The organism is Nocardia transvalensis (assembly GCF_015477765.1).
GTDB lineage: Bacteria > Actinomycetota > Actinomycetes > Mycobacteriales > Mycobacteriaceae > Nocardia > Nocardia transvalensis_A.
Genome location: NZ_JADLQQ010000005.1, coordinates 219,692 through 234,322 on the forward strand (window position 1 = coordinate 219,692; position 14,631 = coordinate 234,322).

Annotated in this window: 18 protein-coding genes; 5 read left to right on the plus strand and 13 right to left on the minus strand. The window is 69.2% G+C overall.

Annotation, left to right across the window (positions count from 1 at the left end; translation table 11 throughout):
- Positions 1-32: 32 nt before the first annotated feature.
- The 9 genes from IU452_RS16095 to IU452_RS16135 all read right to left on the minus strand — a co-directional run bounded on the left by IU452_RS16095 (position 33) and on the right by IU452_RS16135 (position 8,940).
- Positions 33-701 (minus strand): amino acid ABC transporter permease, encoded by a 669-nt coding sequence (locus IU452_RS16095; protein ID WP_195109871.1) that lies wholly within the window; start codon positions 699-701, stop codon positions 33-35.
- A gap of 29 nt (positions 702-730) precedes the next feature.
- Positions 731-1,486 (minus strand): amino acid ABC transporter substrate-binding protein, encoded by a 756-nt coding sequence (locus IU452_RS16100; RefSeq protein ID WP_195109872.1) that lies wholly within the window; start codon positions 1,484-1,486, stop codon positions 731-733.
- Between the two features lie 442 nt (positions 1,487-1,928).
- A complete protein-coding gene (locus IU452_RS16105; RefSeq protein ID WP_195109873.1) occupies positions 1,929-2,387 on the minus strand; it encodes a TM2 domain-containing protein in 459 nt (152 codons plus the stop codon).
- A 65-nt stretch (positions 2,388-2,452) separates the two neighbouring features.
- Positions 2,453-3,580, minus strand: a complete 1,128-nt coding sequence (gene lgt, locus IU452_RS16110; protein WP_195109874.1) for a prolipoprotein diacylglyceryl transferase — start codon at positions 3,578-3,580, stop codon at positions 2,453-2,455.
- Positions 3,581-3,632: 52 nt separating this feature from the next.
- The gene (gene trpA / locus IU452_RS16115; RefSeq protein ID WP_195109875.1) at positions 3,633-4,424 is read right to left on the minus strand and encodes a tryptophan synthase subunit alpha; all 792 of its coding nucleotides are present in this window, start codon (positions 4,422-4,424) and stop codon (positions 3,633-3,635) included.
- Positions 4,421-5,695 carry a tryptophan synthase subunit beta gene (gene trpB, locus IU452_RS16120; protein WP_195109876.1) on the minus strand — a complete coding sequence of 425 codons (1,275 nt, stop codon included), beginning with the start codon at positions 5,693-5,695 and terminating at the stop codon, positions 4,421-4,423. Before trpB ends, trpA begins: the two co-directional genes overlap by 4 nt.
- On the minus strand, positions 5,692-6,516 hold the full coding sequence (gene trpC, locus IU452_RS16125) for an indole-3-glycerol phosphate synthase TrpC (protein WP_195109877.1): 825 nt from the start codon (positions 6,514-6,516) through the stop codon (positions 5,692-5,694). Before trpC ends, trpB begins: the two co-directional genes overlap by 4 nt.
- A 145-nt stretch (positions 6,517-6,661) precedes the next feature.
- Positions 6,662-7,378, minus strand: coding sequence for a TIGR02234 family membrane protein (locus tag IU452_RS16130; RefSeq protein ID WP_195109878.1), 717 nt, complete (start codon positions 7,376-7,378; stop codon positions 6,662-6,664).
- Positions 7,378-8,940 carry an anthranilate synthase component I gene (locus IU452_RS16135; RefSeq protein WP_195109879.1) on the minus strand — a complete coding sequence of 521 codons (1,563 nt, stop codon included), beginning with the start codon at positions 8,938-8,940 and terminating at the stop codon, positions 7,378-7,380. The genes IU452_RS16130 and IU452_RS16135 overlap by 1 nt, the downstream gene beginning before the upstream one ends.
- Before the next feature lie 155 nt (positions 8,941-9,095).
- Here IU452_RS16135 and IU452_RS16140 point away from each other — a divergent pair, with 155 nt between their 5' ends.
- From IU452_RS16140 to IU452_RS16155, 4 genes are all read left to right on the plus strand, one after another.
- Positions 9,096-9,410, plus strand: a complete 315-nt coding sequence (locus IU452_RS16140) for a hypothetical protein (protein WP_195109880.1) — start codon at positions 9,096-9,098, stop codon at positions 9,408-9,410.
- 51 nt (positions 9,411-9,461) lie between these two features.
- Positions 9,462-9,923: a peroxiredoxin gene (locus tag IU452_RS16145; protein ID WP_195109881.1), complete on the plus strand. Its 462-nt coding sequence runs from the start codon at positions 9,462-9,464 to the stop codon at positions 9,921-9,923.
- A 58-nt stretch (positions 9,924-9,981) separates the two neighbouring features.
- Positions 9,982-10,563: a permease gene (locus IU452_RS16150; protein ID WP_195109882.1), complete on the plus strand. Its 582-nt coding sequence runs from the start codon at positions 9,982-9,984 to the stop codon at positions 10,561-10,563.
- A gap of 171 nt (positions 10,564-10,734) precedes the next feature.
- The gene (locus tag IU452_RS16155) at positions 10,735-11,247 is read left to right on the plus strand and encodes a MarR family winged helix-turn-helix transcriptional regulator (RefSeq protein WP_195109883.1); all 513 of its coding nucleotides are present in this window, start codon (positions 10,735-10,737) and stop codon (positions 11,245-11,247) included.
- On the opposite strand, the gene hisI is transcribed toward IU452_RS16155, so the two are convergent.
- Genes hisI through priA form a run of 4 tightly spaced genes read right to left on the minus strand, consistent with a single transcriptional unit; the run spans position 11,244 to position 13,915 of the window.
- Complete coding sequence (gene hisI, locus IU452_RS16160) at positions 11,244-11,591, minus strand: phosphoribosyl-AMP cyclohydrolase (RefSeq protein WP_195109884.1); 348 nt, start codon at positions 11,589-11,591, stop codon at positions 11,244-11,246. The two genes, IU452_RS16155 and hisI, sit on opposite strands and share 4 nt — an antisense overlap.
- A complete protein-coding gene (gene hisF, locus IU452_RS16165) occupies positions 11,588-12,361 on the minus strand; it encodes an imidazole glycerol phosphate synthase subunit HisF (RefSeq protein ID WP_195109885.1) in 774 nt (257 codons plus the stop codon). Before hisF ends, hisI begins: the two co-directional genes overlap by 4 nt.
- Complete coding sequence (locus tag IU452_RS16170) at positions 12,358-13,179, minus strand: inositol monophosphatase family protein (RefSeq protein ID WP_195109886.1); 822 nt, start codon at positions 13,177-13,179, stop codon at positions 12,358-12,360. The genes hisF and IU452_RS16170 overlap by 4 nt, the downstream gene beginning before the upstream one ends.
- Positions 13,180-13,183: 4 nt before the next feature.
- Positions 13,184-13,915, minus strand: coding sequence for a bifunctional 1-(5-phosphoribosyl)-5-((5-phosphoribosylamino)methylideneamino)imidazole-4-carboxamide isomerase/phosphoribosylanthranilate isomerase PriA (gene priA / locus IU452_RS16175; protein ID WP_195109887.1), 732 nt, complete (start codon positions 13,913-13,915; stop codon positions 13,184-13,186).
- A gap of 225 nt (positions 13,916-14,140) precedes the next feature.
- Here priA and IU452_RS16180 point away from each other — a divergent pair, with 225 nt between their 5' ends.
- Positions 14,141-14,623 carry a hypothetical protein gene (locus IU452_RS16180; RefSeq protein WP_195109888.1) on the plus strand — a complete coding sequence of 161 codons (483 nt, stop codon included), beginning with the start codon at positions 14,141-14,143 and terminating at the stop codon, positions 14,621-14,623.
- The last annotated feature ends 8 nt before the right edge of the window (positions 14,624-14,631 follow it).

Consider the following 14,631-nt stretch of genomic DNA (forward strand, 5'->3'; position numbering starts at 1 on the left):
TTCGCTATCAATCGGATAAACCATGATGCGCGTCACCTGGCCACATGCCGCGCCAGCCGGGTTTCCAGGCGGGTTTGCGCAAATCCGAGTATCAAACAAATTACCCAGTAGTAGAGCGCCGCGACGCCGTAGAGCGAGAAGAAGTCGAACGTCGGAGCGGCCGCCGTCTGCGCCACCCGCAACAGTTCAGTGACCATGATCGTGGACGCCAGGGAGGTGTCTTTCACCAACGAGATGAGGGTGTTCGACAGCGGCGGCACCGCGATGCGCGCGGCCTGCGGCAGGACGATCGAGCCCATCGTCTGCACCGGCGACAGGCCCAGCGCGTGCGCGGCCTCCCACTGCCCGTGCGCCACCGACAGGATCGACGCGCGGACCACCTCGGCCGCGTAGCCGCCCACGTTGAGGCTGAAGGCGATCACGGCGGCCGGGAACGGTTCGAACACGATGCCCAGCTGCGGGAGCCCGAAGAAGATGATGAACAGCTGCACCAGCAGCGGCGTGCCGCGGATGATCGAGATGTAGAACCGGGCCGCCGCCGACAGCGGCCGGATCGTCGACATCCGCGCCAGCGCCACCAGCAGTGCGATCGCCAGGCCGACGACGAAGCTGATGGCCGTCAGCGGCAGCGTCTTGGTGAGGGTGGCCTCCAGCATCGGCCAGAGGTTGTGCCGAATCAGCGCCCAGGTGGTTGAGTCCATGCCAGATGGCGAGGTTACCGGCCGCGCCGTTACTTGCTGACGTCGGTACCGAAGTACTTGTCCGAGATCTTGGCCAGTGTGCCGTCGGCGTGCAGTTCGTCGAGGGCGCGGTTGACATCATCGATCAGCGCGCCGGAATCCTTGCGGGCGGCGAAGGCCTGCTTGCTGACCTCGCCGGTCTGACCGGACACCTTCACGCTGCCCTGGCCGTGCTGTTTGGTGTAGGCGCCGACGGCCAGGGTGTCGTTGACGGTGGCGTCGACGCGGCCGTCCTTCAGCAGCTGCACGGCCTGGACGAAGCCCTCCACGGCCTCGACCTTGCACCCGGCGCCGGAGGCCACCTTGCTCCAGTTGCTGGTGGACGACTGGGCGCAGGTCTTGCCCTTCAGATCGGCCAGGGTGGTGAGCGAGGCTCCGTCGGCGCGGGTGACGATCACGCCCTGCGACACGGTGTAGGGCTGCGAGATGCCGTACTTCTGCTGCCGCTCCGGGCTGACGGTCACCTGATTGGCGACCAGATCGAAGCGCTTGGACTCCAGTCCCGCGAAGATCGCGTCCCACGGGGCCTGCACGAATTCGACCCTCTTGCCGAGTTTGTCGCCGACCGCCCGCGCGACCTCGACGTCGTAGCCGGTGAGCTTGCCGTCGGTGCCCTGGAAGCTGAACGGCGCATACGTGCCCTCGGTGCCGACCTTCAGCACATTCGGATCGCTACTGCCGCAGGCGGTGAGTAGCCCGGTGGCGGCAGCGACGGCGAACACGGCGGCGAACAGCTTGCGGCGCAATGGTATACCTCTCCCGCGGTGCACGGGCGCTTCCCGCACACGACACACAGAACCGCAACAGCCTACGGCCCTCGCTCCGCTCGGGCATGCCGGGGGACGCCTCCGGCGCGTCCTTGTCGAAAACCCGCCGCTCCCGATCCCGTCGGTCCCCCGCCCTCGCTTCGCTCGGGCATGAGAGAGACGCCTCGGGCACGTGAGAGACGCCTCGGGCATGGTGGGAGATGTCTGCGGTGCATGCTTGTCGAAATCGTGCCGTTCCCGACCGCGCCCGCCGAGCCTCGTGCCCTCGGTTCCTGAATCCTCTCCCCTCAGTTCTCGAACGCTGTCCCCTCAGTTCGCGAGCGCTGTCCCCTCAGTTCGCGAGCGCTGTCCCCTCAGTTCGCGAGCGCAGTCCCCTCAGTTCGCGAGCGCTGTCCCCTCCATTCCCGAGCGAAGCGAGGGACTAATTCTCCTGGAGAGGCAGGCCGTTGGGGTCGCGGACCTTGCCGGTCAGGATGAGGATGCCGTCGATGACGCCCCAGATCCAGCCGACGAGGCCGAAGGTGAAGACGGTGACCACTACCTGGGCCACGCCGATTCCGGTGTGGCCGAGGTAGAAGCGGCCCACGCCGAGCCAGCCGAGGAAGATCTGCAGCAGGCCGGCGACCAGTTTCGACTTGTCGGAGTAGGGCTCGCCGTAGATGTTGCGGCCGTAGGGGGCGGCCGGGTCCACGCCGGGCGGGACATAGGCGGAGGGGTAGGCGCCGGGCTGCCCGTACTGCGGCTGACCGAACTGGGGCTGCCCGTAGGCGGGCTGGTCCTGGGGCTCGGCGTAGGGGCCACCCGGTTCCATGCCGGGTCCGGTTCCGGGTGGACCGTACCGGGGACCGTATCCGGGATACTGCTGATTGGGGTCGTTCATCACGTCCTCCTCGGTCGCCCCCGGTGTGGCCGTGCGGCGGCGCACCCCCCGCACGGCCGCACCCGTCAATTCTTGCCGGATTCGGCGGATTTCGCCGTCGCATCCGTCGAGCCCGCGGTATCGGCAGGCTCGTCCCCCGAGGATTCGGTCCCCACGCCCGGATCGGATGCGGCCGTGGTGGCGGCCGGCTCCGAGTCCACGGCCGAGTCCGTCTGCGTCGCAGGGGTTTCCGCCGACTGCTCACCGCGGCGGCGCAACGCGCTCAGCTGCCACGGCCACGGCCGATCCGTGCCGGGCTGCAGCTGCTCGGCGGTCTCGCGGCCCTTGGTCGCGAGGACGAAATAGGCCACGGCGCACAGGAACACGATGGCCGAGGTGTAGGAGTTGATGCGGATGCCGAACAGATGCGTCGCCTCGTCGTCGCGCAGCAGTTCCACCCAGAACCGGCCGAAGGTGTAGAGGGCCACATACAGCGCGAACAGCCGCCCGTGGCCGATGCGGTAGCGCTTGTCCAGCCACACCAGCGCCGCCACGCCGAGCAGATTCCACAGCATCTCGTACAGGAAGGTGGGCTGCACGACGGTCAGGACCTGTCCGGTCGAGACGCCGTTCATCATGTCCAGCTTGCCGTCGGTGTCGAAGCGCTGGTAGATCTCGAGACCCCAGGGCAGGTCGGTCTTGCGGCCGTAGAGCTCCTGGTTGAAATAGTTGCCCAACCGGCCGATGGCCTGCGCCAGCAGGATGCCCGGGGCGATGGCGTCGCCGAAGGCGGGCAACGGAATTCGATAGACCCGGCAGCCGATCCAGGCGCCGATGCCGCCGAGCAGCACCGCGCCCCAGATGCCCAGGCCGCCCTCCCACACCTTCAGCGCGTTCATCGGATGCCCGTCGGCGCCGAAGTACTTCTGCCAGTCGGTGGCCACGTGATAGAGCCGCCCACCGATCAGGCCGAACGGCACCGCGAACATGGCGACGTCCAGCACCGCACCCTGCTGCCCGCCGCGCTGCTGCCAGCGCCGCTCCCCCCACCAGATCGCCACGATGATGCCGACGATGATGCACAGCGCGTAGGCGCGCAGCGGCAACGGGCCGATATTCCACACGCCGCGCGGCGGGCTCGGAATGTAGGCCAGCACCGCCGACGAGGCTCCGGCGTGCGCAACAACAGTGTCTGCCAGGACTGGAAAAGTCACGGCCCCACCGTAACGGAAATGGCCGCGACCGCGCCGTCGGGTCCGGGCGCGGTCAGGACGCGACCGGAGCCGACCGCACGCCTTCGGCGAGTTCGGCCGTCAGGGCGCGCACGGCATCGAGGCCCTGGGCGGCGGCCGACACCAACGCCGAGCCCACGATCACACCGTCGGCGTAGGCGGCGATCTCGGCGGCCTGGGCACCGCTGCGTACGCCGAGTCCGACGCCGATCGGGATATCGGAGTGGGTGCGGACGCGGGCGCACAGCGCCGGGGCCATCGACGACACCGCGTCCCGCGCGCCCGTCACACCCATCGTGGAGGCGGCGTACACGAAACCGCGGCAGGCATCGAGGGTCTTGGCCAGGCGCTCCTCGGTGGACGACGGCGCCACCAGGAAGATGCGGTCCAGATCGTGGGCGTCGGAGGCGGCGAACCACGCGGACGCCTCGTCCGGGATGAGGTCCGGGGTGATCAGGCCGAGGCCACCGGCCGCCGCGAGGTCGCGGGCGAACGCGTCGACGCCGTAGCGCAGCACCGGATTCCAGTACGTCATCACCACCGGCGCGGCGCCCGCCGCGGCGACGGTCTCCACGGCGCGGAACACGTCCCGCACCCGGGTGCCCTGGCGCAGCGCCTGGACGGCGGCGTCCTCGATGGTCGGGCCGTCCATCGTCGGATCCGAGTAGGGGACGCCGATTTCGACGATGTCGCAACCGGATTCGACCATCGCCCGCAGCACGTCCAGCGAGGCGGGCAGGTCGGGGTAGCCGACCGGCAGATACCCGACCAGCGCCGCGCGGTCCTCGGCGCGGCACGCGGCGAAGGTGGCGGCAAGCCGACTCACTGCTGGTGCTCCTCGTCGTAGAGCCCGAACCAGCGGGCTGCGGTGTCCATATCCTTGTCGCCGCGACCGGAGATGTTGACCACGATGATCGCGCCCGGCCCGAGCTCGCGGCCCAGCTTCAGCGCACCCGCCACCGCATGGGCCGACTCGATGGCCGGGATGATGCCCTCGGCCCGCGACAGCAGCAGCAGCGCATCCATCGCCTCGGCATCGGTGATCGGCCGGTACTCGGCGCGGCCGATGTCCTTGAGGTAGGCGTGCTCGGGCCCGACACCCGGATAGTCCAATCCCGCCGAGATGGAGTGGGATTCGATGGTCTGCCCGTCCTCGTCCTGCAGCAGATACGAGTAGGCGCCCTGGAACGCGCCCGGCGAGCCGCCGGTGAATGTCGCGGCGTGCCTGCCGGTTTCGACGCCGTCGCCCGCCGCCTCGAACCCGAGCAGGCGCACCGCCGGATCGTCGATGAACGCGTGGAAGATGCCGATGGCGTTCGAGCCACCGCCGACGCAGGCGGTCACCGCATCGGGCAGGCGGCCCGCCTGCTCCTGGATCTGCGCCCGCGCCTCCAGGCCGATCACGCGCTGAAAGTCGCGGACCAGCAAGGGGAACGGATGCGGACCCGCGGCGGTGCCGAAGCAGTAATAGGTGCTGTCGGCATTGGTCACCCAGTCGCGGAACGCCGCGTTGATGGCGTCCTTGAGGGTCTGAGAGCCGGACTTCACCGCGACCACCTCGGCACCGAGCAGCCGCATCCGGGCCACGTTCAACGCCTGCCGCGCCGTGTCGACCGCACCCATGTAGATCACGCACTCGAGGCCCATCAGGGCGCAGGCGGTAGCGGTCGCCACGCCGTGCTGACCGGCACCGGTCTCGGCGATGACGCGGGTCTTGCCCATGCGCTTGGCCAGCAGTGCCTGGCCCAGCACATTGTTGATCTTGTGCGAGCCGGTGTGGTTGAGGTCTTCGCGCTTGAGGAAGATCCGCGCGCCCCCGGCGTGGTCGCTCAGCTTGGTCGCCTCGTACAGGGGCGAGGGGCGGCCCGCGTAGTCGCGATGCAACCGGTCCAGTTCGTTGAGGAAGGACGGATCGACGCGACACTTGTCGTATTGGGCGGTGACCTCCTCGATCACCGCCATCAGTGCCTCCGGGACGTGGCGGCCGCCGTAGACGCCGAAGTGGCCGCCGCCGTCGGGCTCGTGGCTGCGCTGGGCGATGCCCGCGCTGGCCGGGGGAAGTGCCTCGATGCTCTCCGGTCCCCGCACCCGCGTCATCGGCCGGCTCCCCGCCGCAGCGGCCGCGGGCACGACGGGTGCGTCCCGGCGGTCACCAGCTCCGACACCGCCGCACGCGGGTCGCCGCTGGTCACCAGGGTCTCCCCGACCAGCACCGCATCCGCACCGGCACCGGCGTAGGCCAGCAGGTCGGCGGTGCCGTTGATCCCGGATTCGGCGACCCGGATGATCTCGGTGGGCAGTCCGGGCGCGATCCGGGCGAAGACGTCGCGATCGACCTCGAGGGTCTTGAGGTTGCGGGCGTTGACGCCGATCACCGACGCGCCGGCCTCGAGGGCGCGGTCGGCCTCCTCCTCGGTGTGCACCTCGACCAGGGCGGTCATGCCCAGCGATTCGGTGCGATCGATCAGCGAGGACAGCACGTCCTGTTCCAGGGCGGCCACGATCAGCAGGATCACGTCCGCGCCGTGGGCGCGGGCCTCGTGGATCTGGTACGGGCCGATGACGAAGTCCTTGCGCAGGATCGGCACGTCGACGACCGCGCGCACGGCGTCCAGATCGTCGAGCGAGCCGTGGAAGCGCCGCTGTTCGGTGAGCACGCTGATGATGCGCGCGCCGCCGTCCTCGTAGGCCTTGGCCAGTTTGGCCGGGTCGGGGATGTCGGCCAGCGAACCCTTGGAGGGGCTGGCACGCTTCACCTCGGCGATGACTCCGACGCCGTCCTGATGCAGCGCGGCGAGCGCGTTGCGCGGCGACGGCGCCGCGGCGGCAGCCTTCTTGACGGCCTGGAAATCCAGGAGGGCTTCCCGAGCGGCCACATCCGCACGGACCCCGTCGAGAATCGAGTCGAGTACCGTCATCTGGCTCGAATCCTTTCTGGGGAGACGGACTTACTGCCTGAGAATCCCCCCAGGCGCTGTCTCACCGATGCAGGTAAAGAGTAAATGGCTACGTTCCAGGCACCGACGGCGGGGTGTTCTGCGTCGCATCGATGCGAGGTGGTATTCACGTGCGGCCCGGTTCGTCGTCGGTGGGATCGGCACCCGCATCGAGGGCATCCCACAGCACCCGTTCGGACAACTGTCCCGGCGACTCGGAACCGCCCGCCCGCTCCGGCGTATCCGGATGCGCCCGCGCGGCTTTCGCCTGCCGCTCGGCCACCTGTTCGGCGGCGTCGGCGCGGCGGAACACCGGGTTGTCGTATTTGCCCGACAGCCGCGCCGTGGTCGCGGGCATGCGGGCCAGCAGCACGCCCGCCGCGAAGGCCGCCACCGCGCCGAGCACGCTCAGTAATGCGGGCAGCGAGCCGGTGGTGACCTGTTCCACCTGCGCGCGAGCGGGCAGTTCGGCCAGCGTGGCGGCCCGTTCGGCGGTGTTGCCGCGATGGGTGAGCATGGCGAATCCGGGCACCGCCGCCACCGCGGCCACCAGCGCAACCACCACTCCGATCAGCCTGCGCAGCCACCCTCTGGTGGCCAGCACGGCCGCGACCGAGGCCAGCAACACCAGTGCCAGCGGTGTCAGCGCCCCGAACCACACCCCGCCGTTCAGATGATGGGTGCGCGGGTCGGTGAGCCCATCCGAGGACCGCAGGGTCACCCACGTCATCCGCGAGGAACCCCACAGCGCCGCCGCGGCGACCGCCAGCAGCACCACCGCGCCGATCGGATACTTGCGCGGCTCGGCCGCCTTGCCTCGGGGTGATTCGGCTTCGGAGCTCATCAATCCTGACCGTCGGGTTCGGTGGTGAAGGCGCGCACGGTCTGCGCGGCGGCGATGGCCTTGAGGACGGCCATCGCCTTGTTGCGGGATTCGGTGTCCTCGTACTCGGGCTGGGAGTCGGCGACGATTCCGGCTCCGGCCTGCACGTAGGCGGTGCCGTCCTTGAGCACGGCGGTGCGGATGGCGATCGCGGTGTCGGCGTCACCGGCGAAGTCGAGATAGCCGACCACACCCGCGTAGACGCCGCGGCGGGTCGGTTCCAGCTCCTCGATCAGCTCCATCGCGCGCACCTTCGGGGCCCCCGACAGCGTGCCCGCCGGGAAACACGCCTGCACCGCATCCAGGGCGATCCGGCCCGGCGCCAGGGTGCCCGACACCGTCGAGACCAGGTGCATCACATGGCTGTAGCGCTCGACGTGCCGATAGTCGGTGACCCGCACGGTGCCCGGCCGGCACACCCGGCCCAGATCGTTGCGGCCGAGGTCGACGAGCATCAGATGCTCGGCGTTCTCCTTCTCGTCGGCCAGCAGATCCTTCTCCAGCAGCAGGTCGTCCTCGTCGGTGGCCCCGCGCCAGCGCGTGCCCGCGATCGGGTGCGTCGTCGCCATCCCGTCCTTCACCGTCACCAGCGCCTCCGGGCTGGAGCCGACGATCGTGAACGCGGTGCCGCCGTTCCCGTCCGGGATATGCATCAGATACATGTACGGGCTCGGATTCGAGGCCCGCAGCATGCGGTACACGTCGAGCGGGCTGCCGTCGAAGTCCATCTCGAACCGTTGCGACAGCACCACCTGGAACGCCTCGCCCGCCTCGATCTCCTTCACCAGCCTGCGCACACCCGCGCCGAACTCCTCGGCGGTGCGGCGGCGGCGATAGTCCGGCTCGGGGCGGTCGAAGACCGAGACGGTGGATTCGGCGGGCGCGGCCAATGCGGCGGTCATGCGGTCCAGCCGGGCCACCGCATCGTCGTAGGCCTCGTCGACGTGCTCGTCGGTGCCGTTCCAGTTGACCGCATTGGCGATCAGGGTGATCGCGCCCTCGTGGTGATCGAAGGCGGCCAGATCGGTGGCCAGCATCATCACCATGTCGGGCAGCTGCAGATCGTCGATCGCCAGCTCCGGCAGCCGCTCCAGGCGGCGCACGATGTCGTAGGCGAAATAGCCGACCAGCCCGCCGGTCAGCGGCGGCAGGCCGGGCAGGCGCTCGGTGCGCAGCAACTGCAGGGTGTCGCGCAGGGCCGCCAGCGGATCGCCGCCGGAGGGCGCGTCGGCCGGGGTGGCGCCCAGCCAGGTCGCCTGCCCGTCCACGACGGTCAGCGCGGTGGGGCTCCCGGCGCCGATGAACGACCAGCGCGACCAGGACCGCCCGTTCTCTGCGGATTCGAGCAGGAAGGTGCCCGCCCGATCGGCGGCCAGTTTGCGGTAGGCCGACAGCGGAGTTTCCGAGTCCGCCAACACCTTTCGAATCACCGGCACCACACGGTGCTCGGCCGCCAGCGCGCGGAACTGCGCACGTGTCGTGGTGGTGGGGTTCCCCGGACGGTCGGATGAGGGGCCGTGCATTTCTTCATCATTCCAGGGACGGCAACCGGAATTTCCACGGGGGACGAGCCAGCCGAAACCATACCGGCTGCGAATACCTGTGGTCGGCGTCACTACACTCGCGATGTTCCATGTCGCATGCGGTATCCCTGATAACGAGAGGAGTCCAACCACTGATGTACCCCTCGCAACCGGTGTCACCGGAGGGTCCCCGGCACGCTGCTCCGCAGCCGATGGGCGGCATGCCGACCCAGCCGCCGCGGATGATGAACATGAATCAGCCCATGGGCGGGGCGAACAAGGCGAGTGCGCTCGCGTCGTTCGTCACCTACGTCAAGGCGCTGGAGAGCCTGGACCGCAACAACTTCCCGCAGGAGTACGCCGAGCACGCCGACCGCATCAAGGAACTGAAGCCGTTCCTCAAGGCCCACGGCATCCTCGACGTCATGGAGATCAAGAACCCGGAAGTGGCCGCCCTGATCGGCGCCTGACCGGGCGTTCGCCGGTGCCGGGCGCCTCGTGCGCCCGGTACTGTCCTTGTCATGAAGCAAGGCCAGCGCGCTCCCCAGTTCGAGCTGCCCGATCAGTCGGGCACCGTCCGCTCCCTCGATTCCCTGCTGGTGGACGGGCCGCTGGTGCTGTTCTTCTACCCGGCCGCCAATACCCCGGTCTGCACGGCCGAGGCCTGCCACTTCCGGGATCTGACCGCCGAATTCGCCGCGGCGGGGGCCTCCTGCGCCGGGATCAGCATGGATTCGATCGACACCCAGTCCGGCTTCGCCGACAACCAGGGCCTGCGCTATCCACTGCTGTCGGATCCCGACGGCGCGGTCGCCGAGCGGTTCGGCGTCAAGCGCGGCCTGCTGGGCAAGCTGATGCCGGTCAAGCGGCAGACCTTCGTCATCGACACCGATCGCACGGTTTTGAAGGTGATTTCAGGCGAACTGCGGGCGAATCATCATGCCGATGCGGCCCTGAGTTTCCTGCGGCAGCGAAGCCGCTGATCCGAAACACCTCTCCGGACGACCCCGCGCTCGGTAGTGATACACCTACGCTATTTCCATGACCTCGCGAAACGCGGAGCAATCGTCGGACACCCGGTCGTCGCTCGTCACGTGGCGCAACCGGATCATCGCACTACTGCTGGTGATCGCGGCGCTGGTCGCCGCCTACTTCCTCGTGGCCGCCTTCGTCCCGCGCTGGTGGGCGCAGCGCATCGCGGAGATGTCCGGGCACGGCAGCTTCGCCAAGGGCATCTGGTCCGGGCTGGCGCTGGGATTCCTCTGCACGCTGGTGCCGCTGCTGCTACTGCTGTTCGCCGCGCTGATGTGGCGCAAGCGGGCGGGCCGGTTCTTCGCGGGCGCCGCGGCGGTGCTGGCGGTCGCCGCGGCTCTGCCGAATCTCATGACGCTGTCCATCGTGGCGGGCGGTAACAACGCCGCCCACGCCGGTGAACGGATCCTGGACGTCGATGCGCCCGGGTTCCGCGGCGCCACCCTGATCGCGGCCATCGTGGCGGCGGCGCTGTTTGTCCTGATGGTGTTCGGGGTGGTCCGCCGCCGGTTCCGCAAACATCGGGCGGCCCAACCGGCACCCGCCGCGCCGACCCCGCCTCCGACCGGGCCGACCCCGTCGGCGACCTAGCATCAGGACGCCTGACCAGGCGTGATAGATGTCACGTCATCCACAACACTCGTGACCCTCGAGCGAAATCATGGCAAACTTGAAGCCGCAGGTGACTGTGAATTGAAGTTTCAATAATTACTAGGAACGCTAACGAACATCACGTCACTTGGCTGCAAGAGAGGGCGCGAAGTGACGAAGTGGCTGAATCCCATCGAACAGCGAGCTTGGCGGACCCTTGTCGCGCTGACGACCCGGTTACCAGCGGCAATGGATACGCAGCTGCAGCGTGAGTCCGGCGTGACGCATTTCGAATACTTCGTGATGGCGTTGCTCTCGGAAGAGCCGGGTCATCGGCTTCAGCTGAGCGAACTCGCATATAAGGCAAATGCATCGCTATCACGGTTGTCGCATGTGGTGACCAAGCTGGAAAGACTCGGCTGGGCCCATCGCGAGGTATTGGCCGGGCGCCGCGGCGCCCATGCCGTGCTCACCGATGCCGGATACCGCAAGGTCGAGGAGGCCACTCCCGGCTATCTCGACGCGGTGCGCGGTCTGGTCTTCGACGGACTGGACGCCAATCAGACCCGGCAGCTGCTCGAGCTGGGCCAGGCGCTGGTGCGGCAGCTCGATGCGGGGATGGAACGGGGTATCGGGCGGTCGAGTGGTAGGCCGACTCCACCCGCCGATTCCATGACCGACTAGTCGCTGAGCAGCACGTCGCCGTCCCAGCAGGTGTGGGTGCCGGTGTGACAGGCCGCCCCCTGCTGGTCGACGATCAGCAGCACGGTGTCGCCGTCGCAATCCAACCGGACCTCGTGCACGTATTGGGTGTGGCCGGAGGTCTCGCCCTTGACCCAGTACTGCTGGCGGGAACGGGAGAAATAGGTGGCCTTGCGGGTGGCCAGGGTGCGCGCCAGCGCCTCGTCGTCCATCCACGCCATCATCAGCACATCGCCGGTGCCGCGCTCCTGGGCGATGGCGGCCACCAGCCCCGCCTCGTTGCGCTTGAGGCGGGCGGCGATGGCCGGGTCCAAACTCGTGGTCACCGTACGACGATACCTTCGGCGCGCATGGCGTCCTTGACCTGCGGGATGGTCAGGTCGCCGAAGTGGAACACGCTCGCGGCCAGCACCGCGTCCGCACCGGTTTTGACCGCGGGGGCGAAGTGCTCGACCGTGCCCGCACCGCCGCTGGCGATGATCGGCACCGAGACCGCCTTGCGGACCGCGTCGATCATGGGCAGATCGAAGCCGCCCTTGGTGCCGTCGGCGTCCATCGAGTTCAGCAGGATCTCCCCGACACCCAGTTCGGCGCCGCGCACGGCCCATTCGATCGCATCGATACCGGTGCTGCGCTTGCCGCCGTGCGTGGTGACCTCCCAGCCGGACGGGGTCGGCGGATTGCCGTCGGGCACCAGCCGCGCATCGACCGACAGCACGATGCACTGGGAGCCGAACCGCTCCGACATCTCCCGCAGGATCTCCGGATTGGCGATGGCGGCGGTGTTGACCGACACCTTGTCCGCACCCGCGCGCAGGAGCCGATCGACGTCCTCGACCGTGCGCACGCCGCCGCCCACGGTGAGCGGGATGAAGATCTGCTCGGCGGTGCGGGTCACCACGTCGATCATGGTGCCGCGGTCGCCGGTGGAGGCGGTGACGTCGAGGAAGGTCAGCTCGTCGGCGCCCTGGGCGTCGTAGGCGGCGGCCAGCTCCACCGGATCGCCGGCATCGCGCAGATTGTCGAAATTCACGCCCTTCACGACGCGGCCGGCGTCGACATCCAGGCACGGAATCACGCGTACGGCCAGGGTCATTGCGTCATCTCTCCTGTGTGGCGGTCCACCGCGCTATCGATCATCTCCAGCAGTTCCTCGTGCACTCCCGGCGCGGCGGCCAGCACCGATTTCGAGGCCAGCGTCCAGGGTTCGCCGTGCAGGTCGGTCACCACTCCCCCGGCGGCCCGCACCAGCGCCACCCCGGCCGCGTTGTCCCACGGGTGATGACCGAACACGATGGCGCCGCCCAGCACCCCGGAGGCGGTGAACGCCAGGTCGATTCCGGTGGAGCCGTGCATGCGGACCCGCCCCGACAGCCGGCTCAGCGCGCCGAGCAGGTCGAAGCGGAACCGGCCCGGGATGCGGCCGTGGCTGTCGATGTTGAAGGCGCCGAAGCCGATCATGACGTCGGACAGCTTGGCGGAGGGCAACGGCGGCAACGGTTTTCCGTCGAGGAACACCGGGCCCCCGGCCGCGGCGGCGTAGCGGCGGCCCAGCAGCGGCAGCCAGGTCAGGCCGAGGACGGGGGCGCCGTCGTCGACGAGGGCCAGCAGCATTCCCGACAGCGGGTGTGCGGCCGAGTAATTGAAGGTGCCGTCGATCGGGTCGAGCACCCAGGCCGTGCCGGAGGTGAGCTCGGGACCGCCGAATTCCTCGCCGTGCACCGGGATTCCCGTGCGTTCGCGCAGGTGCTCCGACAGCGTGCGCTCGAGTTCGAGATCGAGCGCGGTGGCGAAGTCGCCGCGGCCCTTCTGCACCGCGCTGGGCGCGCCGATACCCTCGACGAAACGCGGTGCGGCGGAGTCCAATATCTCGCCCGCGACGGCGAGCAGCGCGTTCAGATCTCCGGCAGCCATGACCTCAGCGCACCGCGGCCAACGCGTCGGGCAGCGTGAATCGCCCGGCGTACAGGGCCTTTCCGACGATCGCGCCCTCCACGCCCTCGGGCACCAGACCCGCGATGGCGCGCAGATCGTCGAGGGTGGACACGCCGCCGGAGGCGATCACCGGGGCGTCGGTGGCGTTGGTGACCTCGCGCAGCAGCGCCAGATTCGGGCCGGTGAGGGTGCCGTCCTTGGTGACGTCGGTGACGACGTAGCGCGAGCAGCCGTCGCGCTCGAGGCGCTCGAGCACCTCCCACAGGTCGCCGCCGTCGCTGACCCAGCCGCGGCCGCGCAGCCGGTAGTCGCCGTCGATGAGGCGCACATCCAGGCCGACGGCGATCTTGTCCCCGTACTCGGCAATCGCGCGGGCGCACCACTGCGGATCCTCGAGGGCCGCGGTGCCGAGGTTGACCCGGGCGCAGCCGGTGGCCAGCGCCGCCTTCAGCGACTCGTCGTCGCGGATGCCGCCGGACAGTTCGACCTTCACGTCCAGTTCGCCGACCACCTCGGCCAGCAGGTCGCGGTTGGAGCCGCGGCCGAAGGCGGCGTCCAGATCGACCAGATGCACCCATTCGGCGCCGGCCTCCTGCCAGGCGAGCGCGGCGTCGCGCGGCGCGCCGTAGCTGGTTTCGCTGCCGGCCTCCCCCTGGACCAGGCGGACGGCCTCACCATTGGCGACATCGACGGCGGGTAGCAGAACAAGACTCACGTTGGCAGCCTACTGGTTATCGGTCCTGCCCTTTTCGGCGGGATGTCGCAAATGGGACGGCCGTCACCCGGGTGGTGAGCACCACGGGCGGGTTTGGGCGGCGGGTGCGTGGGCAACTGTTGACAGAGGACGTGTCACGGCGTGCGCGACGGCTCGGCATCGCGCGCCGGCCGGGGCGGGGACACGGACCTTCCGCACATATCGTCGACCTACGAGGGGTGAACCATGTCTCGGACCAGGCTGCGGCAGTTCGCATTCGCGTTGCCCACCGCGGCTGTCGGACTGGCCGCCCTGGCGTCCGCTCCGGCGGCCGCCGCACCGACCGACCCACTGACCCAGGCGGCCTGCGATTTCGGCTGGCAGCTCACGACCTACGACTTCACCAACTACGAGGACTACGACCGCCGCGTGCTCGACCGGTCCACCGGCCAATTCCACGACCAGTTCGCGAACTCCAGCGCCGACCGCCGCGCCCACGCCGAGACGGCGCACACCCATTCGGAAGCGGTCGCCGTCGAGTGCCGCACCGACACCGCCGACCCCGACCACGCCCAAATGGTGGTCTCGATAGACCAGTCCACCCGCAGCGACGCCACCCTCGGCTTCCCCCACCAAACCCGCACCATCCTGCGCGTCTCCCTCGATAACGTCGACGGCCGCTGGCTGGCCAGCCGAGTAGACCCCGTCCCACCCCCACCGCCCCGCTGACCGGGCCG

Coding starts and splice junctions, on each gene's coding strand:
- IU452_RS16105 (WP_195109873.1), bottom strand. CDS start 2,387: ATGAACGACCCCAATCAGCAGTATCCCGGATACGGTCCCCGGTACGGT.
- IU452_RS16130 (WP_195109878.1), bottom strand. CDS start 7,378: ATGAGCTCCGAAGCCGAATCACCCCGAGGCAAGGCGGCCGAGCCGCGC.
- IU452_RS16150 (WP_195109882.1), top strand. CDS start 9,982: ATGACCTCGCGAAACGCGGAGCAATCGTCGGACACCCGGTCGTCGCTC.
- IU452_RS16140 (WP_195109880.1), top strand. CDS start 9,096: ATGTACCCCTCGCAACCGGTGTCACCGGAGGGTCCCCGGCACGCTGCT.
- IU452_RS16170 (WP_195109886.1), bottom strand. CDS start 13,179: ATGGCTGCCGGAGATCTGAACGCGCTGCTCGCCGTCGCGGGCGAGATA.
- IU452_RS16180 (WP_195109888.1), top strand. CDS start 14,141: ATGTCTCGGACCAGGCTGCGGCAGTTCGCATTCGCGTTGCCCACCGCG.
- trpB (WP_195109876.1), bottom strand. CDS start 5,695: ATGACGCGGGTGCGGGGACCGGAGAGCATCGAGGCACTTCCCCCGGCC.
- IU452_RS16135 (WP_195109879.1), bottom strand. CDS start 8,940: ATGCACGGCCCCTCATCCGACCGTCCGGGGAACCCCACCACCACGACA.
- hisF (WP_195109885.1), bottom strand. CDS start 12,361: ATGACCCTGGCCGTACGCGTGATTCCGTGCCTGGATGTCGACGCCGGC.
- IU452_RS16145 (WP_195109881.1), top strand. CDS start 9,462: ATGAAGCAAGGCCAGCGCGCTCCCCAGTTCGAGCTGCCCGATCAGTCG.
- trpC (WP_195109877.1), bottom strand. CDS start 6,516: ATGACGGTACTCGACTCGATTCTCGACGGGGTCCGTGCGGATGTGGCC.
- IU452_RS16095 (WP_195109871.1), bottom strand. CDS start 701: ATGGACTCAACCACCTGGGCGCTGATTCGGCACAACCTCTGGCCGATG.